General features: G+C 58.2%; 16 protein-coding genes and 3 pseudogenes. 5 read left to right on the top strand and 14 right to left on the bottom strand.

Going from position 1 to position 20,316, the window contains the following annotated elements; translation table 11 throughout:
* Nucleotides 1-121: 121 nt before the first annotated feature.
* The 3 genes and pseudogenes from C7I85_RS29495 to C7I85_RS30800 form a co-directional block, all read right to left on the bottom strand.
* Nucleotides 122-385: pseudogene (locus tag C7I85_RS29495) on the bottom strand (transposase); the annotation flags it as partial.
* A gap of 324 nt (nucleotides 386-709) precedes the next feature.
* Nucleotides 710-1,372 (bottom strand): DUF2290 domain-containing protein, encoded by a 663-nt coding sequence (locus tag C7I85_RS29490; RefSeq protein ID WP_106727558.1) that lies wholly within the window; start codon nucleotides 1,370-1,372, stop codon nucleotides 710-712.
* Complete coding sequence (locus C7I85_RS30800; RefSeq protein WP_146149010.1) at nucleotides 1,284-2,558, bottom strand: DEAD/DEAH box helicase; 1,275 nt, start codon at nucleotides 2,556-2,558, stop codon at nucleotides 1,284-1,286. The genes C7I85_RS29490 and C7I85_RS30800 overlap by 89 nt, the downstream gene beginning before the upstream one ends.
* A gap of 411 nt (nucleotides 2,559-2,969) precedes the next feature.
* Between C7I85_RS30800 and C7I85_RS29480 the strand changes: the two genes are divergently transcribed.
* From C7I85_RS29480 to C7I85_RS29470, 3 genes are read left to right on the top strand one after another with little or no spacing between them, the layout of a single operon-like run.
* Nucleotides 2,970-3,920, top strand: a complete 951-nt coding sequence (locus C7I85_RS29480) for a HamA C-terminal domain-containing protein (RefSeq protein ID WP_106727556.1) — start codon at nucleotides 2,970-2,972, stop codon at nucleotides 3,918-3,920.
* On the top strand, nucleotides 3,917-6,538 hold the full coding sequence (locus tag C7I85_RS29475) for a DEAD/DEAH box helicase (RefSeq protein WP_106727555.1): 2,622 nt from the start codon (nucleotides 3,917-3,919) through the stop codon (nucleotides 6,536-6,538). Before C7I85_RS29480 ends, C7I85_RS29475 begins: the two co-directional genes overlap by 4 nt.
* A 17-nt stretch (nucleotides 6,539-6,555) precedes the next feature.
* Complete coding sequence (locus tag C7I85_RS29470; RefSeq protein ID WP_106727554.1) at nucleotides 6,556-6,855, top strand: DCL family protein; 300 nt, start codon at nucleotides 6,556-6,558, stop codon at nucleotides 6,853-6,855.
* Nucleotides 6,856-7,024: 169 nt separating this feature from the next.
* Here the strand turns inward: C7I85_RS29470 and C7I85_RS32430 are convergent, their stop codons facing one another.
* The 5 genes from C7I85_RS32430 to C7I85_RS31290 are packed head-to-tail and all read right to left on the bottom strand — an operon-like array spanning nucleotide 7,025 to nucleotide 14,335.
* On the bottom strand, nucleotides 7,025-8,635 hold the full coding sequence (locus C7I85_RS32430; RefSeq protein WP_428832932.1) for a TniQ family protein: 1,611 nt from the start codon (nucleotides 8,633-8,635) through the stop codon (nucleotides 7,025-7,027).
* 30 nt (nucleotides 8,636-8,665) lie between these two features.
* Nucleotides 8,666-10,465 (bottom strand): TniQ family protein, encoded by a 1,800-nt coding sequence (locus C7I85_RS29460; protein ID WP_106727552.1) that lies wholly within the window; start codon nucleotides 10,463-10,465, stop codon nucleotides 8,666-8,668.
* Between the two features lie 9 nt (nucleotides 10,466-10,474).
* Entirely contained in the window at nucleotides 10,475-11,614 is a 1,140-nt protein-coding gene (locus tag C7I85_RS29455) for a TniB family NTP-binding protein (protein ID WP_106727551.1), read from the bottom strand.
* The gene (locus C7I85_RS29450) at nucleotides 11,611-13,782 is read right to left on the bottom strand and encodes a DDE-type integrase/transposase/recombinase (protein WP_106727550.1); all 2,172 of its coding nucleotides are present in this window, start codon (nucleotides 13,780-13,782) and stop codon (nucleotides 11,611-11,613) included. The genes C7I85_RS29455 and C7I85_RS29450 overlap by 4 nt, the downstream gene beginning before the upstream one ends.
* A gap of 1 nt (nucleotide 13,783) precedes the next feature.
* Complete coding sequence (locus tag C7I85_RS31290; RefSeq protein WP_181257457.1) at nucleotides 13,784-14,335, bottom strand: TnsA endonuclease N-terminal domain-containing protein; 552 nt, start codon at nucleotides 14,333-14,335, stop codon at nucleotides 13,784-13,786.
* Nucleotides 14,336-15,217: 882 nt separating this feature from the next.
* On the opposite strand from C7I85_RS31290, the gene C7I85_RS29440 reads away from it, so the two are divergent.
* Nucleotides 15,218-15,517 carry a hypothetical protein gene (locus C7I85_RS29440; protein WP_106727548.1) on the top strand — a complete coding sequence of 100 codons (300 nt, stop codon included), beginning with the start codon at nucleotides 15,218-15,220 and terminating at the stop codon, nucleotides 15,515-15,517.
* Nucleotides 15,518-15,751: 234 nt separating this feature from the next.
* Here the strand turns inward: C7I85_RS29440 and C7I85_RS32425 are convergent.
* The 4 genes and pseudogenes from C7I85_RS32425 to C7I85_RS29420 all read right to left on the bottom strand — a co-directional run.
* Nucleotides 15,752-15,964: pseudogene (locus C7I85_RS32425) on the bottom strand (SH3 domain-containing protein); the annotation flags it as partial.
* A 183-nt stretch (nucleotides 15,965-16,147) separates the two neighbouring features.
* Nucleotides 16,148-16,975 (bottom strand): Ku protein, encoded by an 828-nt coding sequence (locus C7I85_RS29430; RefSeq protein ID WP_106727547.1) that lies wholly within the window; start codon nucleotides 16,973-16,975, stop codon nucleotides 16,148-16,150.
* Nucleotides 16,976-17,258: 283 nt separating this feature from the next.
* Entirely contained in the window at nucleotides 17,259-17,537 is a 279-nt protein-coding gene (locus tag C7I85_RS30795) for a hypothetical protein (RefSeq protein ID WP_146149009.1), read from the bottom strand.
* A gap of 41 nt (nucleotides 17,538-17,578) precedes the next feature.
* A pseudogene (locus C7I85_RS29420) lies at nucleotides 17,579-18,249 on the bottom strand (SOS response-associated peptidase).
* 90 nt (nucleotides 18,250-18,339) lie between these two features.
* Here C7I85_RS29420 and C7I85_RS29415 point away from each other — a divergent pair.
* Nucleotides 18,340-18,678 (top strand): hypothetical protein, encoded by a 339-nt coding sequence (locus C7I85_RS29415; protein WP_106727545.1) that lies wholly within the window; start codon nucleotides 18,340-18,342, stop codon nucleotides 18,676-18,678.
* Between the two features lie 106 nt (nucleotides 18,679-18,784).
* On the opposite strand, the gene C7I85_RS29410 is transcribed toward C7I85_RS29415, so the two are convergent.
* Both C7I85_RS29410 and C7I85_RS29405 read right to left on the bottom strand, forming a co-directional pair.
* Nucleotides 18,785-19,138 (bottom strand): hypothetical protein, encoded by a 354-nt coding sequence (locus C7I85_RS29410; RefSeq protein ID WP_106727544.1) that lies wholly within the window; start codon nucleotides 19,136-19,138, stop codon nucleotides 18,785-18,787.
* Nucleotides 19,135-19,416 carry a hypothetical protein gene (locus tag C7I85_RS29405; protein ID WP_106727543.1) on the bottom strand — a complete coding sequence of 94 codons (282 nt, stop codon included), beginning with the start codon at nucleotides 19,414-19,416 and terminating at the stop codon, nucleotides 19,135-19,137. The genes C7I85_RS29410 and C7I85_RS29405 overlap by 4 nt, the downstream gene beginning before the upstream one ends.
* Nucleotides 19,417-20,316: the final 900 nt, after the last annotated feature.

Raw genomic sequence — 20,316 nt, 5'->3', positions numbered from 1 at the left:
TGCGCGGATCTCATCATGGCCTGACTGCAACAGCAGTCCGCTCGCGAGAGGCCGGATACATTTATGCAACTGAAATCGTCATTCGCGATGTCGCGAACCCTTGCACGGACGGGGCGGACCATACATTTTTTGCGAGAAGCTCGCGAAGTGCGGCGGCGTCCAGCATCTGTTCGGCGAGCAGTTTCTTCAGCTTGGCATTCTCTTCCTCGAGCGCCTTCAGTCGCTTCGCCTCAGAGACTTCCATGCCGCCATATTTGGCTTTCCAGTTGTAGAAAGTCGCCTCTGAAATTCCGTGCTTGCGGCACAGGTCCGCCGCCTTCGCACCGGCCTCCTGCTCCTTCAGAACCGCAATTATCTGCTCTTCCGTAAATCTTTGCTTCTTCATTCGTCCGTCCCTTATAGGCCGGACTCTAATCCATTCTGGAGGAAATTCTCAGTGGCAGGTCAGCTTCATTCGCGTCAACGAGCCGTTTGCGACCCACGCGATCAGGCTTCCTTCCCGCATCATAGCGAAGCCTGCCTTCTTTCGGCCCTTTGCGCCGACTTCGGTCATAGAAGCCTTTGATGGTATCCCTGAAACCAGACACTCTCGGTTTTGTGTTGAAATGCAGCCTTCGATGCTCGCACACTATGGTTCCCTGCGACGGACAAGCCATTGTCGGCAGCAATGCAGGGTTTTAGGCATTAAAATTGCGGTGCGCATTACCAGTCAGGTGGCCGGGCCGTGCAAAGCCGCAAAATGGAACCCCATCTTTTCGTCGTCCGAAAAGAACTGCGAGGCGCCGTCCAACCTTATCGACGACAACAACTTTTCATCGAGGCAATCGGCAAGTTGCAGGTGTTGCTCGCCGTCCGGTCGGGAGAACCGTGACCCTTGCCACCAAGTGGCAGGGTAGTAGAATTTGGCCATCAGCAAGGTAAAGCTCCTAGGTGAGAGCTTTCGCGCCGACGGCCAGCGGTCTTCCCCAGACATCCCGAGATGGAAATGTGCCCCAGGGTGTCGGACATTCCTATATTGGTTCCCGCTATATTCGAAACGGACGCGGGGGATGAAGCCTTGCGACGGGAATTCGGCCACGAGTTCAGAAAATTCCTCGTCGTTCAAGCTTCCCCCGTCGCGCTCTTTCTCGAGTTCGCGGAATAATTCAGTCGCCTCAGGAGAGCCGCTAAGCCGAGGATTGGGATAATAGGCCAAAGCATACTCGGTATCACTGGCATAGGAAAACTGGAAATAGGAGTAGTCCGTCAGCAGGAAATTGTAGTGGGAAAGCGACAAGCCCCGGTCATATATCTCTGTATAGTCCTTCGATGTTAGGCTGAGTTTGCGTGCCCGCAGGCAGGCTTCTCGTGAGAGAGATTCGAGGTTGGCCATCGTGATCCTCACCAAATAGTTGGTCGGGCTCACGCACTTTTACATCGAATACATTCTGAAGTTCGTCATAGGCCCAGATGATTTGTTTCTGGTCCCGGCCACCTTTGGCGAGGAAGAAGCACATCTGGTAGAAGCTGTCCGGGAAATCCTGTCCTTCATCGACCAATATGACATCGTAATACGGCGTTAGGGCACCGGATTTCACCAGCTCACGACACACAGTGCCAAACGGGTCTACCGCCCCGCGAACATCGCCAAACGTTCGAGGCGCTAACCCCTCGCGAATGCTGGCATCTCTATATACGCCAGGCATGTTTGTGCGGCCCCATCCGTGCCGAACGTGCACGTTGTCCCAGTTGGGGTCAACTTCTGCGAAATGGCGATGAAAGCGTGTGATCAGCCGTTCGATGATGTCTCGCAGGCTTCTCGTATAGTAGGTGATCAGGATCTTCGCATCGGGGTTCTCGATGTGCGCCAGCGCAGCCTTCATCGCAAGGATGACCGTCTTGCCGGTCCCAGCTAGACCCCTTATCCGTTGTGGACCTCGGATGGCGGTTAGGGCAACCGACCGCTGCGTCGCGTCGAAGTTGTAGATTACGGCCTCAAGGTCTCGAAACGCACGCGCAACTGGATGAAGCTGATCATCATCCTCGATTTCGGAAAGCTGTCCGAGGGCTTTGGCGCCTTCGATAATGGCCTGTACTTCAGCGCGCTGTTCTGGAGTCAGGGTCCCACTTTCCTCTTTGAGAACACGCACGAGCTCCGCTTCGCTATGAACCAGCTCGACCTCTTCGTCGCTCAGGTCGTCTTCGGTAATATTGGGCGCGTAGACGACTGGGACGACGTCGAATATGAGGCGTCGACGTTTCTTGAGCTGGAGACTCTTGCTCATCAGTGATTCCGTGGACGCTGAGGCTTGCGAGATGCTCAGAGCGTCTCGGCGGACGTCTTTGACGTCACCCGAGAGGGAAATCTTCACCAGCTTTATGCCGTGATCTCTACTGAAAACCGTCAAATCTGCGCTATGTGTGCGGCCATCGTAATCCTTAACCTTTGGCCATCCCGCATAAAGAATGATGTCGCTGTTCCCGGGATAAACATCCCCGTCGCGGATTTTCTTGATGACTTGGGCCGCAAGGTTGTTGCTTGGCTCACGACTGACTGTGGGAATAAAGGAAATGGGCATAGAGTACTCACGTTCAAATCCGCCGCAAACCGTATGGGCAGTGAAGGATAGTTGCAATAGTGAGACTGCCCCAAGTACACTGTTGCCAAATCGCACTGTGCTCTAGGTCGCAACCACAGTTAGTTGCCGCATCAAAGACCCGTTAGCGGCCCTGCTACCGGTCGGCCGTACGCCTCCATGTCGGTCGCATGACGAAGTGAAACCGGCTGCCAATCCGTTCGCCAAAACTGGCTGTTCGCCTAGACCGCAAACCATCCAGGGATTGAGAAACGATTCGCACTGCCTCTTACCAACGCATGCTATCGATTGAAGTAGTTGCAGCGGCAGTGCCTGTTGAACTTCGAAGAAGCCGTGTTAAATCTACGAGATCAACAATTGGCTGACTTGGGGTAGGCCGAACAGGGGGCAAGTCTGTCGACGATAAACGCGACTGTTCTCGAGGCCGCGATCACAGGTAATCCTGAAGCGCTAGACGTCCATCTCACGCTCGTTGAGCGCGACGTTCTGCTTGCGGGATACTCGGTCAAGATCCACTGCCACTGTCTCGCCGTGGACGGGAATGGCCGCATCCAGTTGCGACGTCTTGCAGAGTTTATGAGGAACGCGGCCGCGGACTACGCGCTGCCGCGCTCCAAAGTCGCGGAGGCGAAGGCGCGGGATGCCAAGTATAACAGCACTGAAGCGGTAGCCGAACTGGTCGAAAGAGCTAAGCGCTCTTTCACCGACCTTGCGAAGACGGGCGAAGGTGGCGAGATGCTGCTTTTCCTGCTGGCCGAACGCTTCCTCAAGCTGCCCCAGATCCTCTGCAAAATGGACCTGAAGACGGACAGCCGTCTTCACTACCACGGCGCGGACGGGGTCTACGCCGGCGTAACGTCGGAAGGCGTTCTGAAGCTTTACTGGGGCGAGTCCAAGATCTACGAGGACGCGGGCGATGCGATCCGAGCCTGCCTCGGCTCTCTTGCTCCCTACCTAATCGAGCCGGAGCACGAAGGCGCCGAGCGCGAACGCGATCTCCTACTGCTGAGCGACAAGGCGGATCTTAGCGATCCGATGTTCACTGCTGCGCTTAGGCAGTACTTCGACCGATCGTCGCCCCAATCGAACCGCGTACGATATTGCGGCCTGGCGCTAGTAGGCTTCAAGGCATCGTTTTATCCCGGGGAGGACGCTCAGGCAGTCGCTGACGACATAGCGGAGGCAGCACGCAGGGCGCTGGTAGGGTGGAGCGAGAACATCGGCAACGGCCTCGCCAAGAACAAGCTCGAACAGTTGGAGATCGAGTTCTTCTGCGTGCCTCTAACGTCCGCGCAGGGCTTTCGAGACGTGTTCCTTGAGACGATGGGCTTGGAAAAGAAATGAACCTGGGGGACCTGCAGTCATGGCTGCTCGCGGAGGGCCTGCGCGACGACTTGGACAAGATCGTCCGTCTGACGGTCCGGTCCGACTTGGACAACCTTGTGGAAGAACCTGACGAGCCGACCGCGGAGGGCATAGAATGGCAACGCCTTGTCCTCGCGGGGAGCATCCTAGCCCGGTCCGAGGCGCGGGCCGACCAGGAGGCCGCCCTCAGGATAGCGGTCGCCGCAATCACTCTCACGGAAGATAGAGTTGTCAGGGACGCCGGAGCTGTGCTGCTCGGCAAGCTTTCCAACTTCCGCGCCGTCTCGCTGGCGGTCGGTCGCGAACTCGTGGCGCGGGGTCTCGACGAACGGCTGGGGGTTGCGCTCCGCATCGAGTCTCAGCGCCGTGAGATGGACCGTTCGATCCTCGTCGAAACCACTGGAACGTGGATGCAGGTGAACGACTTCCAGCAGCGATTCTGGACGAACGCTTCGCGGGCAAGCTGGCTTTCGGCATCGGCGCCGACCGCATCCGGCAAGACTTTCCTCGTACTGCAATGGCTCATTGACCAGATCGGCGCCGCCGAGGCCGCGGTGGCGATTTATCTCGCTCCCACTCGGGCCCTCGTCTCGGAAATCGAGACGAATCTACAGGGCCTATTGGGCGACTCAAAGAACATCGCAGTGTCCTCGCTGCCTCTGCGTAGCAAGTACGATGCGGCGCGCGCTGGCGGATCGCGACTAGTACTGGTCCTGACGCAGGAGCGGATGCACCTGCTCGCCAACGTTCTGGGCGACACGTTCCTCGTCGATCTCCTCATCGTGGATGAGGCGCACAAAATCGGAGACGACGGGCGGGGCGTCATCCTGCAGGACGCGATCGAACGCTCGGCCCGTACGAACCCCAAGATGAAACTCGTCTTCATTAGTCCGGCAACCCAGAACCCGGAAGAGCTCCTGGCGGATGCACCGGAGGGAATCGCGACGTCAGCGGTCGACAGCGACGCCCCGACGGTCCTCCAAAACCTGATACTGGCAAAACAGGTTCCGGGAAAGCCCAAGCGCTGGACCCTGGAGACGAAGCAAGCGGACGCCACGATCCCGATCGGAACGCTCAAGCTTGCGAACACGCCCGCCAGCTCGATCAAGCGTCTCGCCTTCATCGCGGCGGCCGCGGGCGAGCGCGGCGGGACGCTCGTCTACGCCAACGGCGCAGCCGACTCCGAGGACATCGCCGACCTAATCTTCCAGCTTCAATCGAAACCTGAGCCGAAATCCGTCGATCCAGAACTCGCCGCTCTGGCCGAGCTTGCGCGAAAGGGCGTGCATCCACACTTCCGGCTGGCTCCCTTGGTCGAGCGGGGCGTGGCCTTCCACTTCGGCAACATGCCTTCGCTGCTCCGTCTCGAGATCGAGCGGCTGTTCCGGTCAGGCAAGATCCGTTTCCTCGTCTGCACGTCGACACTGGTTGAAGGGGTAAACCTGTCTTGCCGCACGATCGTGGTCCGCGGTCCTCGCAAGGGACTCGGCAATCCCATGGAGCCGCACGACTTCTGGAATCTGGCGGGTCGGGCCGGACGCTGGGGGGACGAGTTCCAGGGCAACATCATCTGCATCGATCCGAACGACGCGGTGGCATGGCCAAAGGGTGTTCCGCTCCGCGCGAGATATCCGATTAAGCGGGAGAGCGATGCCGTGCTCGACCTCGGCGATGGGATCGTCGACTATCTGGCGAAGCGAGGCGAGCAAGCGCTTTCAGATCTGGAGGGCAGCAAGGAGTTTGAGCAGGTCGGAGCCTACCTTCTCACGTCGTACATGCGGCTCGGATCAATCTCTCAGGCAGGCCTCGCCAAGCGCCACGACCCCGCCCTTATCGCCAGACTCGACGAGGTGCTGGAGGGGCTTGCTGACCAGTTAGACATCAACGTGCAACTGGCCGCTCGCCATCCAGGCGTCAGCCCCATCGGACTACAGCACCTCTTGGAGACCTTCAGAGACTACAAAGGAGAGGTGGGGAACCTGCTGCCGGCAGAGGTCGCGAGCGACGACAGCTACGACCGGTTCGTCACGATCATGCGCCGGATCAACGGAAGCTTGTTTGCGGCTTTCGAACCAGAGAGCCGCATCAGGCTTTTCGCGCTGATCGTCTTCCAGTGGCTGAAAGGCAAATCCTTGGCCGAGATCATCCGCAGGAACATCGCCTGGCACGAAGAGGTCAAACGATCCTACAGCCTGCCGGCACTCATACGCGACACGATGGGCTTGGTAGAACAGATTGCCCGCTTCAAGGCGCCGAAGTATCTGTCGGCCTACATGGACGTGCTCCACCTGCATCTCACGTCAATAGGTCGTGAAGATCTGATTGACCATGGACTGGACATCGGCACCCAGCTCGAGTTCGGCGTCTCCTCCCGCACGCTGATCTCGCTGATGGAACTGGGTCTGTCCCGCATGAGTGCGGTAGCACTCTACGAGAAGATCGCCCGCGACGATCTCGATCAGGAAGGATGCCTCGAGTGGATCGTCGAGCGCGCCGACCAGCTCGAGAGCATGGACATACCCGCCATCATTGTTCGGGAACTGCGCGAGCGGTTGTTCTCAACGAACAGCGCCGGCCAGGTAAAAGCTCTTGAGTGATGTAGAAGGAGGACGAAATGGCTGCAAAAAAGCCCGTGACTCTCGGCCCCAAGCACTTCGAGAAAAAAGGTGACGCCGTCGCATACCTGAAGGCGATGCTTCATCGTTATGATGTCGGGGACCGGGTTAACGCCGCCGACGCCGTCGTGTTGGAGGCTGCCTTGGCCCGTCATCCAGAAGCCGATCAGAAGATCGGCGCCGGCGTTAAGAGCTTCAGCGTGCGAAGCGCTGACTTCGGGAGCAAGTGCTTTTGGGTGAACAGGACGGACGGCACCACAATGAGGTTCTCTCACACGGCCTGTATTTGGAAGACCTAAGCCGCTGGTTACACGGCGCATCTGAGCAACAGCTCGGCAACGATGTCGCACCTGACAAAATCTGGTCCGCTCGTACAGGTTGGTAGCAATGTCTGCTATCCAGCCGGCCCGCCCCATACACATTGCGACTGACTCGATCAAAGTTGAGAGGTAGAGCGCCAAACAGTGATCACGATGGGGCAGCGTTAGTTTGACAGCGAGCCCAGTAGGCGGCCTTAAGATCGGAAACGCACAGGCCGAACCGCCTGAGATTGGATGCGGACGGATCTATCACGGAAGGGTCGATTGCGCCTTGGCGCACAAGCTCCACCACGTCGGCCATATTCACTCCGTGCGTCGACAGCGATTTAACGGCACGGCCCAAAGGTACGGCTCCCTCAGAACGAGACAATGAGGCCTTCTCGAAGAGCGAGATTATGGCCTCGAGACCACCCTGCCGTATCCCTGGACGTAAACTGAAACGGGGCCGTAGGTCGTTTCCGGAACGTATGCTGTAGGGTGTCAACTGAATAATGCCTCTTCGTGTTAAAACTTGAAAGGGGCCCTTTCCGAGGCCAAGAAATTCTCTGGCAGCAACAATGCTTAGTATCCTGTCCTTGCCTGCGGAAGGTTCTCGCTCAGCAAGCAGTTTGGCTACATCGGCGGCTCGTAGGTAGAGAAGAGTACGACTGCCGTGAGCGCAAAACTCGCCTCGCAAGATTTGGCGTCGCGCCATTAAAAGCAGAGCAGACGGAGCGAGACCTAGTCGTGCGGCGGCGTCGTAGGTGCTTATCCACGAGGGAGCGCTGTCCTGCTGACGCTCGGCGAATGGGGCAACTCGCATGCGTCTCCCCGGAAGCGGATCTATGAGAGCTTTCAGAGGAGGCAAGAGGATCTTTCGAATACTCTCAGGGCAGAAACTTAGTCCCCTGCCTTGGGTGAGCCTCCACAAACCGGGATAGGTAGACTTCGTGGTTGTGTCTTCGGGTGCTGAACTCGTTCTTCTCAGTCGTGCATGGAAGCGGTGTAGGTTGTGCGGCCAGTCGTACAGCACGCCGGCCGCGCAATCTATCACCTCTTCTGGGTCAAATGTGTTCAACCACCTGTTGGATGCTAGCCGATGCGTGCGCTCCAGCACCTCGTGGGGCATAGCGACAAGCGCCACCAAGCGAAGGATATCCGCCAAGTCAAGAGCACCAAAAGCTTCCATAAGGGCTGAGGGTCGCGGCATCCCAGGGAGCCTTGCAGCAGCGCCCATCAGCAACATCAACTCAGCTACTTGATCTGAGACACCTTGTTTCTTGGCATCTGAGTATCGACCGTCGCATCCCTTTGCCCCGCAACGATCGGGTCCGGGCCGCAGCCAAGAAATCTCTGAGCCACATTGGGGACATTTACGGACCATCCAGCATCGGTGAATGGGACACGCTGCCCACAGGGTAATATCCCATACGGCCGGGATCAGCCCTGCGCTAATACACGCGGGGCATACCTTTGGACGTTTTCGCGACGTCATCCAGACTGCGCCTCTCCCCGCCGGCAGGCAGACACAATCGCGATGCCCCCGCTTGGAGTGGAATTTGTCTAAGATGTCCTCGACTGGGACGGTTGTTGCATTGCTGAGCGCTGTTCGGAAGGTGTCGCGATCTGTTGTGAGCCCTCCCGACACAATAGAGGCGGGACTGTTGTATCCATTTGCTTCCGTCAGCCACAGCAACCATCCCAAGCCGGATTCCCAAGGCAGCGGATCCCGTCGTATGACCAGTCGGGCCGAGTTGGGCGGGGGGCGAGCGCCCGACACAGGGTCAAATCTTTGCACGTGTTCCTCCCGTCACGCCTCACCGAGGACGCCGGTCTTCTGCAAATCCTCACGCCGCCAGACAGCCGAGATGCCAGCAGCAGAGTTGGAGGTAATAACCGGTTTCACCTTGGCTGCGCGGAGCTCTGCCAGTGCCATGCGCGTACTCGTCTTGCGTCTAGCGGCCACTTCACCAGTGAGGACGTAGCGATCCCCAAACTGCGCAACCGAGCAGGCGTCCACGCTTCGCTGCGCAATAATGTTCCTCTGAGTTCGAGTAGCAGAGAGGCACCCGGCTTCAACGAGTACAGGGATCATGCGCACCGACACCTTCAGCTTCGCCGCTGCCGATCGCACATCGAGCGCTGTGATCCAAGTGACCGCGTTGCTCGGAACAAAGACCCGTTCGAACAGCGGCTGATCCCCGTCTATGACTTGGACAGGAATCGTCCCCTCCAAGACAAGCTTGACCAGGCCTGCAAGTTGCCGTTGCCGCTTGGTTGCTATCGCTTTAAGCGCAGTGTCGACATGAGATATTTCAGCAATTTTAGCCGCCTTTCGAAACTGTCCCTCGAGCATATCTGCCGCGTCGCGATCGAAGCGGCACTCGCGACGACCGACGTAGGCCGGCAGGGGACATAGCAGGCCCGATCGCCTGAGCTTCCCTACCTGATACCTGCTCACTCCCAGTTGATCGGCCAGATCCGCTACGCCGATAGAACTTGCTCGCCGTGCCATGGCGAGCTCAATCGCTTGCGGATCAACCGCGGTGAAGTGGCGGTTGCCACCACGGCGGCACTGGCCTGATAGATGCCCGTCTCGCACCATGCGCTTGACCGTCGCATTCGTAACGCCGAGGCGGCGCGCCGCATGGGCACCGACAGTCCTGCTCTTCGCTTGTCTCGAAAAGAAGAACGAGCAGGGTTTAACTGGGCCGTGGTTAGCTATGTAGCTACGAACCTCGTCGAACACGTGCATGGGATCGGCGATGTCGATGACGTGTCGCATCCTCGTCAGGACGGGCCCGAAATCCGCATGGATCCCAACATGTTCGGCAGAAGGGACGCGGTGCTCTTCGAGCCAGGTATGCAACCCATGCGGCCAGTGGAGGAGAACGTCCCCTGACCGTTCGATCGCCCTCAAGCTGGTGGCAATATCCGGCTTGGACATGAAACGCGATCGCCAGCCGGGTTCATTGCGGTCGTGGGTTCCGGTAAACCAGAGCAGTTCAAGGGCAGCATTTAGCTCAATTCCCAGATCAGTATCCTGCTCGGGGGTGCTGCTCGCGTAGCGTCTCTCCAATTCCGACATGACAGCGATGACTTTCTGGGAGGCCCTAGCCGGCTCCATCAGCAGTATTTTTCCGCATCCGCATCCGCAGCGGTCAACGGCATTTCGGTGCCACGAGAGACGATGGCCGCAACTGCTGCATTCGTCCACAAGCACTGTTCCGTGCTTTGAGCAGGCCACATAGAGGGAGAGGTCCCATATTGCCCTGTCGAGGCCCGTCTCCCTGATGCATTGCGGGCAGATTTTGGCCCGAACCACATTGACCATCCGCGCGGCCACAACATTGCCGCCCATTCTGACGAACTGGGAACCTTCACAGACCGGCCACCGCGCTCGGGCAATCAGATCGGCTGCGTCAGCCATTCCTCCGAGCAAAGCGGCCAGAGGGCCAAGGTCGCATGGCTGCAGCGCATAGCCCCTCGGCATTCCTGCTAGCGCTGCAATCGACTGAGTTGTCTGATAGGCATTCGATGCAGCAAGTCGGTACATGAACTGATGAAATGCCTCGTCAGGGAGCGGGCCGAAGCGGATGGGCAGTCGCATGACAAAGCCTCATCTCACTGTCAGAGCATGCGTCAGTTCTGCATGTCGTGCAGCCTTGGTCGTGCCCTGCTTGGACCTCTTGCTAGGGGGATTGATGAGAAGCGTGTCATCTGGCAATCGCGGCGGTAACGCGCCCTTCCAATTTGGTCCGAATGGATTGACTTGGCCTGCCGCTGGGTTCTCCTTTCCGAACGCTTTCTCATAGGCATCGTAAATCAGCTCCATCTTCGCCACCTTGAGATTTCTTTGTTCGGCGATCATAATAGTTCTCAAGAAGAGTTTCTTGAGTAGTCCAATGACACCTGCTGATGCATAGTAAAATCTCTTGCAAGTATAGAGAAATTTTTCTGGGTCGCGCTCCCTGTACGTATTTATATCAAGTACACAGCTTAAATGTAGCGGAAGTTTATTTAGAAAAATCATAAGTATTCCAATAAAATCCGCCCGGCTCGACTCGTCTTCGTCACCGCCCTCCCACTTGTACGGCTCAATCCGGATTTCAGCGTCCCACCGCCGCGTGATCTGTAGGTCCTGTTCGACGAAAAATTTCATCCTACCCAGACCCACGAGGATGATCACGACACCCAGTTCGTCATGTAGGTCTTGGAGAAAGAAGGCGATTTCCTGCTTCATCACCACTCCGTTCCGGTCCACGGCTCGCTGGGTGTCATCGATTACCACTGTATGAATCCCCAACGCGGGGATGTAGAGATACAGCGCGGGTTTGAGGCGATCATTCGATCTAGAGGCCCATTTGGGATCTCCAATTCTCATCAGCATCTCGCGCATCAGCCGTATTCGCGTTGGGGTGTCGGGCATCTCGACCAACAGGACAGGTAAATGATCGCACTTCGCGATAACGCCGGCGGACAAGGTAAATGAGCGCCCATCCTTCACCCGCGGGTACTTGGTTTCGACTTTTTTGCATAAAGTCGACTTGCCGATGCCGGGAACGCCAGTGATTTGGAGACAGGGTGCCTCGATCAGTTGCCCGTGAACCTTTATTGCGGCCTCGATTTCGCTGAGCGTACGTTCATGGCTAGAATGCTCGATGAAGATCGAGTCAAATTCCGCGAGTGGGGTGCCAGGAGGAATCTCCTCTGCTTTGGCAATTGCTGCCATCTCCGCAATAGCGGCGTCGGAAATCATGGCTTGCGCCTCCCTAGAGAATTGTCGCTGTAGAAGGTTGGAATGGTGAAGGTTTGCGGCTTCGAAGGCGCCACGGCGCCTGCCCCTTGGAGTTCTTGACGCTCCTCGGCAGAAACTTGATTCTGCGCGCCAGGCTGCGCCAATGGGTAGAGCGGCAGGCCGCCAAATGGGCCCGTTAGAGGCGCCAGGCTCCCGTCCAGCCGAAGATTGTTGAAGATGTTCTCTGTGCCAATACCCGCCATGCGCGCCAGCACGGTGAGATTGCGGATGTTAAAGGCGTTGAAACCAGCATGGGCGATGATTTCCGAAAGGTATGCCTTGGCCTTCAGCCAGGATTCCAACCCGTCAGCAGCGTAAAGGCGCTTGCTGTTCGCCCTGTACAACTCGTGTGTGTGGAGGCTGAGACCGGAAGCGTAAACTCGATAGCTGGGGTGAACCAAAAGCGGAGCCCACAGTGCGAGATCGGGAATCAAGAGTTGCATCTTGCCCAAGTTGAGTGGGTTGATCTTGAAGATCACGCTCAGCTTAGCGCCTCGGCGGCGGCGCAGTGTGTCGGCCGCCTCGCCGTAGTAGAATAGACCTTTGAAATAGACGCCCCGATGGTCCAGGTTGCCACGCCGGACAATCCCAAAAAGCACATCAAGGTCCGTGCTGCTTTCGGGGTAGCCCGGCTCAACCAGCTTGGTCCCATCTATCCAGCGCTGGTTGATAGACTGGCGAAGACCCGAGGGTGGACATTGTTGATGGAGGTCATCGACTACCCAATGATGGAAAATCCACAGCAGGTGTCGAAGACCAATGACGGCGTTCTTGCGCGGATCATAGTCGCTGCTGTCAATCCCGCATCCACGGGGGAGTACAAAACCGGGCAGTTCGTCGAGCAGCAGACGATTGGTTGTAGCAAACGTGCCCTCGACCTCTGACTTGAGCCAAGGCATGCGCGGCGGCTGATAATCGTAGAGAATATCCAAGTCTCCGCAGATCTGCTCAATTGAGTGTCCATGAGCTTGCAGCGAGTTGTCGAAGGTGACGAAGCGCGGGATGCCAGCAGGCAGCCAGTCATATCGGATGTCAGGGTACTCCTGACGAACATACCTCTTGGGCAGGCATGCGTGCCGGAGGGTGCTGGCGATGACGAAGTCATCGGGTGGTTCGAACCCCAGATAGAAACCGAGAATGCCATGCGTGTAGACGTCGACGAACCAGGCCAGCCAAGGACGGCCTAACGCGATGCCCAGCATCTCGTCGACGACCATGAGGGGAAGGAGGGTTTCGTCGAACTGGACGAAATCAAGCGGTGCGGCTGGCTCCACATCCGCAAGTGGCGGCCCTCGGTGCATCGCCCGGGCTTTGACGTGGCCCCACACTGCAACATTGCGCTGATTGGCCGGAAACTCTCGCCAATATCTGTACAGTGTTGAGGTTGAGGGGAGCTTCAACAGCTCGCCTGGGTGTTCGTCTGAGTAGCTCTTGATAGCATCGCGAGCCGCATCATAGATTTTTGATACCGTGAGAAGCCGCTTTCCCTTTTTTTCGGGCCGCCTATCTTTCATTTCCTCGATCAGCTTAGCCATCGAGGCGTGCGCGATTGCGCTCACCTTTCTGCTTACCTGATTTCGGCGGCCTCTTTGGGAGAACTCCCCCTCCAGATCGGCTTGGTCGCAGTTCTCGTTGTAGTCGCGCAGCCATCTATAATAGGAGGCTTGGCTGACGGGCCTGGGCTTTCCGTAAATTTCGATTCCCTTAGTGCGTCCTAGCTCCGTAAGGACCGTTTGCAGCACAGTCTCGGCCGTGGGCTTCCCATCCTTGAATACGCTTACAACCTTGCAGCCTGGCGTGGTCAGGGCGTCAACGCCCTCAATGACTTCCTTCCTGAACTGGATGCGCCGTCGCACATTCAACGGCCTGTCGGAAAGTGGAACCGCCCTCCTGCGGCGGCGCGCAGCGCGGCTTTCCGGAGAGAGTTCCTCGTCGACGTCCAGAACCAGTCTGCCTGCGCAATACAGGTCCAGCAGCTCTGTCTCTGGACGCGGTTGCTGGTCGAGGCCCGTCGTCCTGACTATGATGTGCCAGTACCGGAGACCATCGACTTCGTAGCTCTGCCCGAGGCGACAGGCCATGTCGTCGATGCGAACTCGCGCCCCCATAACGAAGTGCAGCTTGCGCATCTCATATGTCCAGGTACTGGTTCCTTCCGGACCACCTCGTCAGCCCCGGACCCAATCTGATTGGGCAGTCCGGGCCAAGCGGAGCGTCGAAGTCGGCCAACTGGAAAAAGAGCTTGCGGATGAGTGCATGGACTTGCTGCCTCGTCAGCGAAAATCTGGCGCACGCCTCGCCGATCGTGACGCTGTCCTGCCCGAGGCCGACCTCGATCGCGGCCAAGACTTCAGGTGAAGGTAGCGGCGCGTGCCTATCGCGAAAGATCGCGCGCACTGTGGCCTTTCGGATTCTGAGGTGCCGTTCAGTATACACCTGAAACGAGAACCCGAGGGAGTTGAGGGCTTCGCCTATGGCGGGCCACCGCCTCTCGTTCTCCGGCTCTGCGGCCTTCCTTTCGGGTTTGACTTCGCGGATTTCATGGGGAGGCGTGCGGTCAAAAATTAGGAGATCCGGCGTGTAGGATCTGCGCACGCCCTGATGCTTGTACTGAATTCTGATCGGCTGTTCACAGAACGCTTCGACCGTCGGATCGACTTCACACTCCAGTAGATGGTCCATCTCGAGGTTGGACGCGGCACGTATGATCCGGTCGGCTTTGAGGCTAGGGAGCCGGTTCTGACGGCCCCAGCCCCGAGCGCGTGATGATGGGGGTATCTTGAATGCCGGAACATCTTGAAAGACCCTTTCCAGCGCTGGATGCTTTGCCAGAACCCGGACCCAACCTGCTGGGCATCCAGCTTGCGGCATCCACACGCGCTGCACCGGAGTGGGCTCCGATGCCAATGTCGGGGATGGAGGGGGGCGGCCGAGCAACTGTCGCAGGTATTCTTGGAGATCGTATTCGTGTCCGCCAGCGCGCGTGAAGCCTTGAGGCGCATTCCGCAGGGAAGTGATAGAGGATGCGATAGCTGAGAACGGCTTAGACTTAGGAGTCATGGACGATCTCCTATTAGATTAGAGCGTCGCTCGGTCCACGCGGCCTCGATGGATCTTGGATACGTTCGGCTGGGTGCGTTCTATGGGGGCGATTTCCATAGACAAATTATATATCATAATTATGTTTTAAAAAAATTGGCAAATAATACGGGTTGACTCCGTGAAATACAACTACCGATAAATATGCAAAATTGAGCCTTTAAAGGAACTATGACTGATTCAATTTCTTGAATTGATATAAATTCGAATCCTTTGTTTATGGATTCATTTGAGGATATCTTTGTGGAAATGAAGGCGCGCAAGATTTCATAAATTGCTGAATCCTGCGTGCGGCTGGACGCTGACAGGATTCGCATTGATGATTGATGCCATTTAGCCGGCGAGCAAGAGCAACCACTGGCTGTGTTTCTGCATAGGGGTTCTCAACGAGCCCTTCGCGGGCGCTTTCAGTCAGAGGCCGGTCGTCGCGCCCGAGGCGGCGACACGCTGGCCAGGCGCGCTTCAATGCGCGATCTTCGTCCTTTGCTTCTTGCCCTTCGGCGGCGCGAGGCCTTGAAGTATCTCTCCCACAACCCGCACCAAGGCGGCCCTCGTTACCCGGAGGAACTGGACAGGCTCGATGAACTGGTCCGGCGCGCGGCGAAATCGTTGCACATCGTTGACGCAGACGAGCGCGCGGCAAGGATCTTGTCGCTCTACTCAATGGGTAAGCACAGCCTGGAAGAAATCCTGGAGGTCGCGGTTCATCTCCATAGGCAGGGCTCCACCATATTGACGCCGAAGTGGAACCGAGCGCCAGCGTAAGATGGAGTGGCCGGCGCGACAAGTGCCCCATGCACGCCGGCCAGGCGGCAAATTGCCAGCCTATTTATGGCTCCATTGTAGACATACGTGACTAGAGCCAGGGAGGCAACAACCCGCCATATCAGCGGCGCTTGCCGGCGGTGCGCAATTGTACTGAATCCGGGACGGCCGTCGTTTACCAGAGGTGGCGGGCGTTGTCGGTCGCTGGCAAGCCGTTCCGGTTCCACTTGGCATCTATCGGCCTAGACAGATTTGGCCACGCGCGCCGAAGAAGCAGATGCCGCCGGAACGTTTCGGGCCGCCGCGCACGCGGTCCAGAAACCGTGAATTGACCCAGCCGTCGCGCGTGCGCCGGGACTGAACATGACACCAGCGGCGCGAGGAGGCACATCGAGTGACATTTACTCTCTCCCCGGCGCGCAGGCGGCCAACGACACGATGCTGGGGACCGGGGCCTGCCGTTGACGACGGCTCATGCCGCCTCCGCGGGCAGCACTGGCGCGACTATCGTCGTTGCTGCAAGAGCAGCCAGAATTGCCATTTGCTTCGCATTCATGACTTGCCTCCCATGCATCCCCGGCGAGAAACAGCGTCGTCGGCTACGCCGATGTGGCGGGGGACCTTTGCGTCTCAGTGCGCCGTTTTAGCCTTGGGCTTCCTGCCCTTCGGCGGTGCGAGGCCTTCCACCTCCAGGCTCTTGCGCAGGATGCCAGCGAGATCCTTGACGTTCTCCTTCGGCTCCGGCGATGGCTTCGGCGGTGGTGCGCCGGTTCGCTTGGATTCGATCAACTGCTTCAGCGCTTCCTCGTAGTGGTCCTCGAATTTCGACGGGTCGAAATGCGTGACCTTCTTGTCGATTATCAACGAGGCGATATCGGTCATTTCCGGGTCGATCTTGGGCGTCCCCATCTCATCGAATGCCTTCTTTTCCGGCACGATCTGCTTGGCGCTGTTCAGCAGCGTCATCACCATGCCCTTGCCGAGCGGCTCAATGAGCACATGCCGTTCGCGCTGCCATAACACCACCGTTGCCAGCGCGGCCTTCCCAGTCCGTCTCATGGCCTCGCGAAGGAGGGCGAAGGGGTCCGTCGCCAGTTTATCTGCAGGCACGAGATAGTAGGGCTTGTCGCGATAGACCGCTTCGACCTCGGACACGTCGACGAAGTTCTCAATCGTCAGCACGTGGTTGGAAAGCGGCTTGAGGGTATCGATCTCCGCGGGCTCGAGCAGCAGATATTCGTTCTTGTTGATTTCGTAGCCTTTGACCTGGTCTTCAGCGTCGACCGGCTTGCCGGTGCCTTCATCGATATACTCCGACTTGACCGGCCCCCTGGTCTCTCGATTGAGGATGCGGAAATGGATGGTCTCGGCTTCGGTCCAGGCCCCGACGATTTTCACGCCACAGGTGACATTGCCGAGCCGCATGAAGCCCTTCCACAGGGAACGCACGTTACTCATGACACGCTACTCCAACACAGGGTTGGAGAACGGGCAGGGGAGCCTATCGTTCCGGCTGATGTAAGCTCGATGGCGCGATGAGTTCGCGGCGGCCGGCTTCAAGGTGCTCTCCGCCACAGTAGTACTTCTCGCCATAACGGGTGTTGACCCCGAGGCGCCTGTTCCGACCACCCAGCGGCGCGTTCGTGCAGCGCATCCTCGATCGCCTGTTGGCAGTCGACATCCCTGTCGGGGTAGTGTTGCTGTCGCTTGGGCGGCGAGATTGGATTTGGCACTCCGCACCCTATTGTTTGGATTTTTGGCCACCCAAATCGGCGTACGTGCTCTTGATGCCGAGCACCAATTCCTCGCAAAGGTGCCGGACCGCATCGATGGCGGACTGTTCGTCGTCGGTTTCTCGGACGTAGTAGTGGAGTGTCATCCGATAGAGCGCCGCGAGTTGGCCAATATCCGACAGCGTCCGCAGGCGGCGTTCCGCCTCCGCCACGACTTCACCGACCTTTGGGATTTCCAGCTCAAGCTCTTTCTGGATTTCGGCGTCTTGCTCATCTGTAAGTCGCACTATGTCGACCTCCTATCAGGAGTTGTTGGCGCCGTCGGTGCCTAGAACAGCGCTGCCTGTGCGAGTTCTGGTTTGGCGGTCTCGCCCACGATAATGAGTGTGTCGACCGGCAGAGGCCGCTGCAACGCCCTGGCTTCGTCCCACGGCGCCCGCATCCAGACTTCCCGTTCCTCGTCCGTCGTCAGGATGACCGGCATTGCCTTGTCGTGAATTGGCGCGACGATGTTGTTCGGTTCGGTTGTCAGGAAAGCATAGAGTTCGTGCACGCCAGGCCGCGGGTTCTTCGAAGAGCCTCGCTCGCCTTCCCAAACCGTCCAGATGCCGGCGAAGAACGCCAGCGGCTTGTCCTCGTCGATCGCAAACCAGCGCTTCGTCTTCTTCGGCTTGGTATCCTCCCACTCGCAGAACGTCGTCCACGGCACGAGGCACCTGTTCTCCGGCTTCAACCAGCGGCGCCAATGCGGCGAGTCGCCTTTGCGCACGTTCTGTACGCCCGTGTCCGGCTTTCCGTTGGTGACAAAGGTCGGCGATGGCATGCCCCATGTGAGCGTGGCCAGTTCGCGTTCGCCGTCTGGAGCGTTTCGGACACTGGCACCGGGCGGTCAGGATAGACGTCGATCGACGGCTCCATGTTGCCGATCAGATCGCGCTGGGCGCGCGTCAGTTCGATAATGGCTCGCTGGTTCGAGCCGAGATTGTACAGATTACACATACGCGTCCCCGACTTCCGAGATCACTTTTCAGCTTACCCGTTGACTCTCCACTGTCAATGTTCCTATTTCGTTCTGATGCCGGAACCATATTGGCCAAAGAGAAGAGGATCGTACACGCTCGCCGATTCCGCGGGGAATGGCGCTTATCTGCGCGCAGAGTGCCGCTACTGCAAAATCGTGCACTTCTAGGGTCGCTTTACTACTGCGATGTCACGACGTCGAAGGAGCTCGATGAACTGCGGCGCGAGGATCCGAGCCTGCGGCGACGCGTTGAGGATCTTCTGGCCGCGCAATTAGGGCGCGCTGTGGCGATCGTTGAAAATCGTAAGGCGGAGGTCGAGCGGCTTGCAAATGCGGTTGCCCAACGAAGCCTGTTATCGCGACGCGAGGTCGCGGAACTCTTCGCGACGCTCAAGCGGGCGGGGTAGGTACCACTACTGGCACGTTCGCGCCGCCCAGAGGGCGGTCATCGATCCGCCAAAGGGGCACACAGAGCCGGGGCAGACGCGGTCACCATATCTCACTTTGATGGTCTTAACTGCTTTCTTTCCCCGAGAACGCCGCAGCCAGTTCCGATTCCCATGATCCGCGTCGTCGGTAGGAAAGAACGCGCACGTCCTTGTGATCCCACTCGATGTCCAAGACCTTGTGATAACAACGCCAAACTGTAAGTCCGTATTCTAATTGCTTGTAGAGACCGACTTGGACATGTGAGCGCCGCATCGCGTGCAGCACTTCGCGCTGGAAAGGTGTCCGGTAAAGAAATTCAAACTGTCCGGCATCCGCAACTAGAACTCGGCCGATGTTCGTTTCTTCCCAACGGCTTCGGCCTATCAGGAGCGGCAGGATGCTGTCACGTACTTCCAACGCATCGGAGAGCCTAGTCATGGCAGAACAGTGCTCACAAAGCGGCAACGTTCGGGGCACTCCACAGCCACCCGTCCGTCATAGGTTAGGATCGCTTCCGTGATCCAGACGTTGGCAGCGCCGAGCATCCGCCGGCGTTTCTTGTCAGGCTGCGCGAAGCGAGATGGGATGCGCTCCCCCGACCGCGGGTACTCGAGCACGGCATCCTCACGGAAAATCCGAAGCTCTGCCTCGAAGACGTGCGCGTCGGAGGTGGCCCAGTCGCGATCGAGAGCAGTTCGAAGCTCGCCGTTTTCCATCTCAATCTTCCGCGAAATTCCGGCGTACGAATACGGACGCGTAGATCCCTCGAATTCGAAGATACCGTTGCGAACGCTTCGGAGTCCGACGCCACACCATCTGAGAACTCTTTCGCCAGCGACGCGCCGAATTCGGCGCGATCCGAACCAATGCGCGAGCACAGGCGAAGGTCTGTAATCCGCCCTACGGAGACCTTCGTTTCCCACCATTTCGAATGGCGGCAATGCGCCTAATCTCGGACATTGAGATCTGCCTCGCCTCATCCTGAAAGCGGACAACGTTATGCTCGCCCTCAAGGCCGGTCTGCGCCAATATGCGCTGCGACCAGGGCGGCCTGCGGACAGCGGCGGCGTGGGTGGCAGCGGAGTCGGTGGCGGCGGCTTCTTTGGGTTCGGCCTGTATCCGCATCGCTACTGCACCCCCCCGTTACGGGCCCTGCTATCCTGGAAATCATCCGCGATATTAAGCGCGTTTGGGCCAAGCACTGGCCCGCCACCTCGAATGAGGCGGCGGGCTTTTCCCGCTTTAGCGTACCGTTCTCCCCGACATGGCTGACGATTTGGCCTAGGTTAATTTTGACCGTGTTGCGGGGGACGTCCATTTACTGATAAATCTTCGCCCGATTGTGGCCCGTTCCGGTTTCCGGGGCGGGCTTTTCCCGTTTCAGGGCGCCGTTTTCCCTGACCTGACCGGCGATTAGCCTGAAGCTAGACTGCTTCTATGGTCTGGGAGACCATCTTCGCCTAAGGGAAGCTGCCCGCCTCGATCTCCGGGGCGGGCTTCTCTTTTGGGGCGGGAACTGTCAAGCGCAAGAAAGTACCCCGGATAGCAAGCTCCAGGCTCTAACGATGAGCACAAAGGATCGTGTCAGCAATTCAGGTGCTGCCGCGTGGTGCTTG

Origin of the sequence: Pseudaminobacter soli (ex Li et al. 2025) (genome assembly GCF_003012705.1) — a bacterium.
Taxonomy (GTDB): Bacteria; Pseudomonadota; Alphaproteobacteria; order Rhizobiales; family Rhizobiaceae; genus Pseudaminobacter; species Pseudaminobacter soli.
The sequence above is the reverse complement of the archived record's forward strand: the minus strand, read 5'-3'. Positions and strand labels throughout refer to the sequence as shown.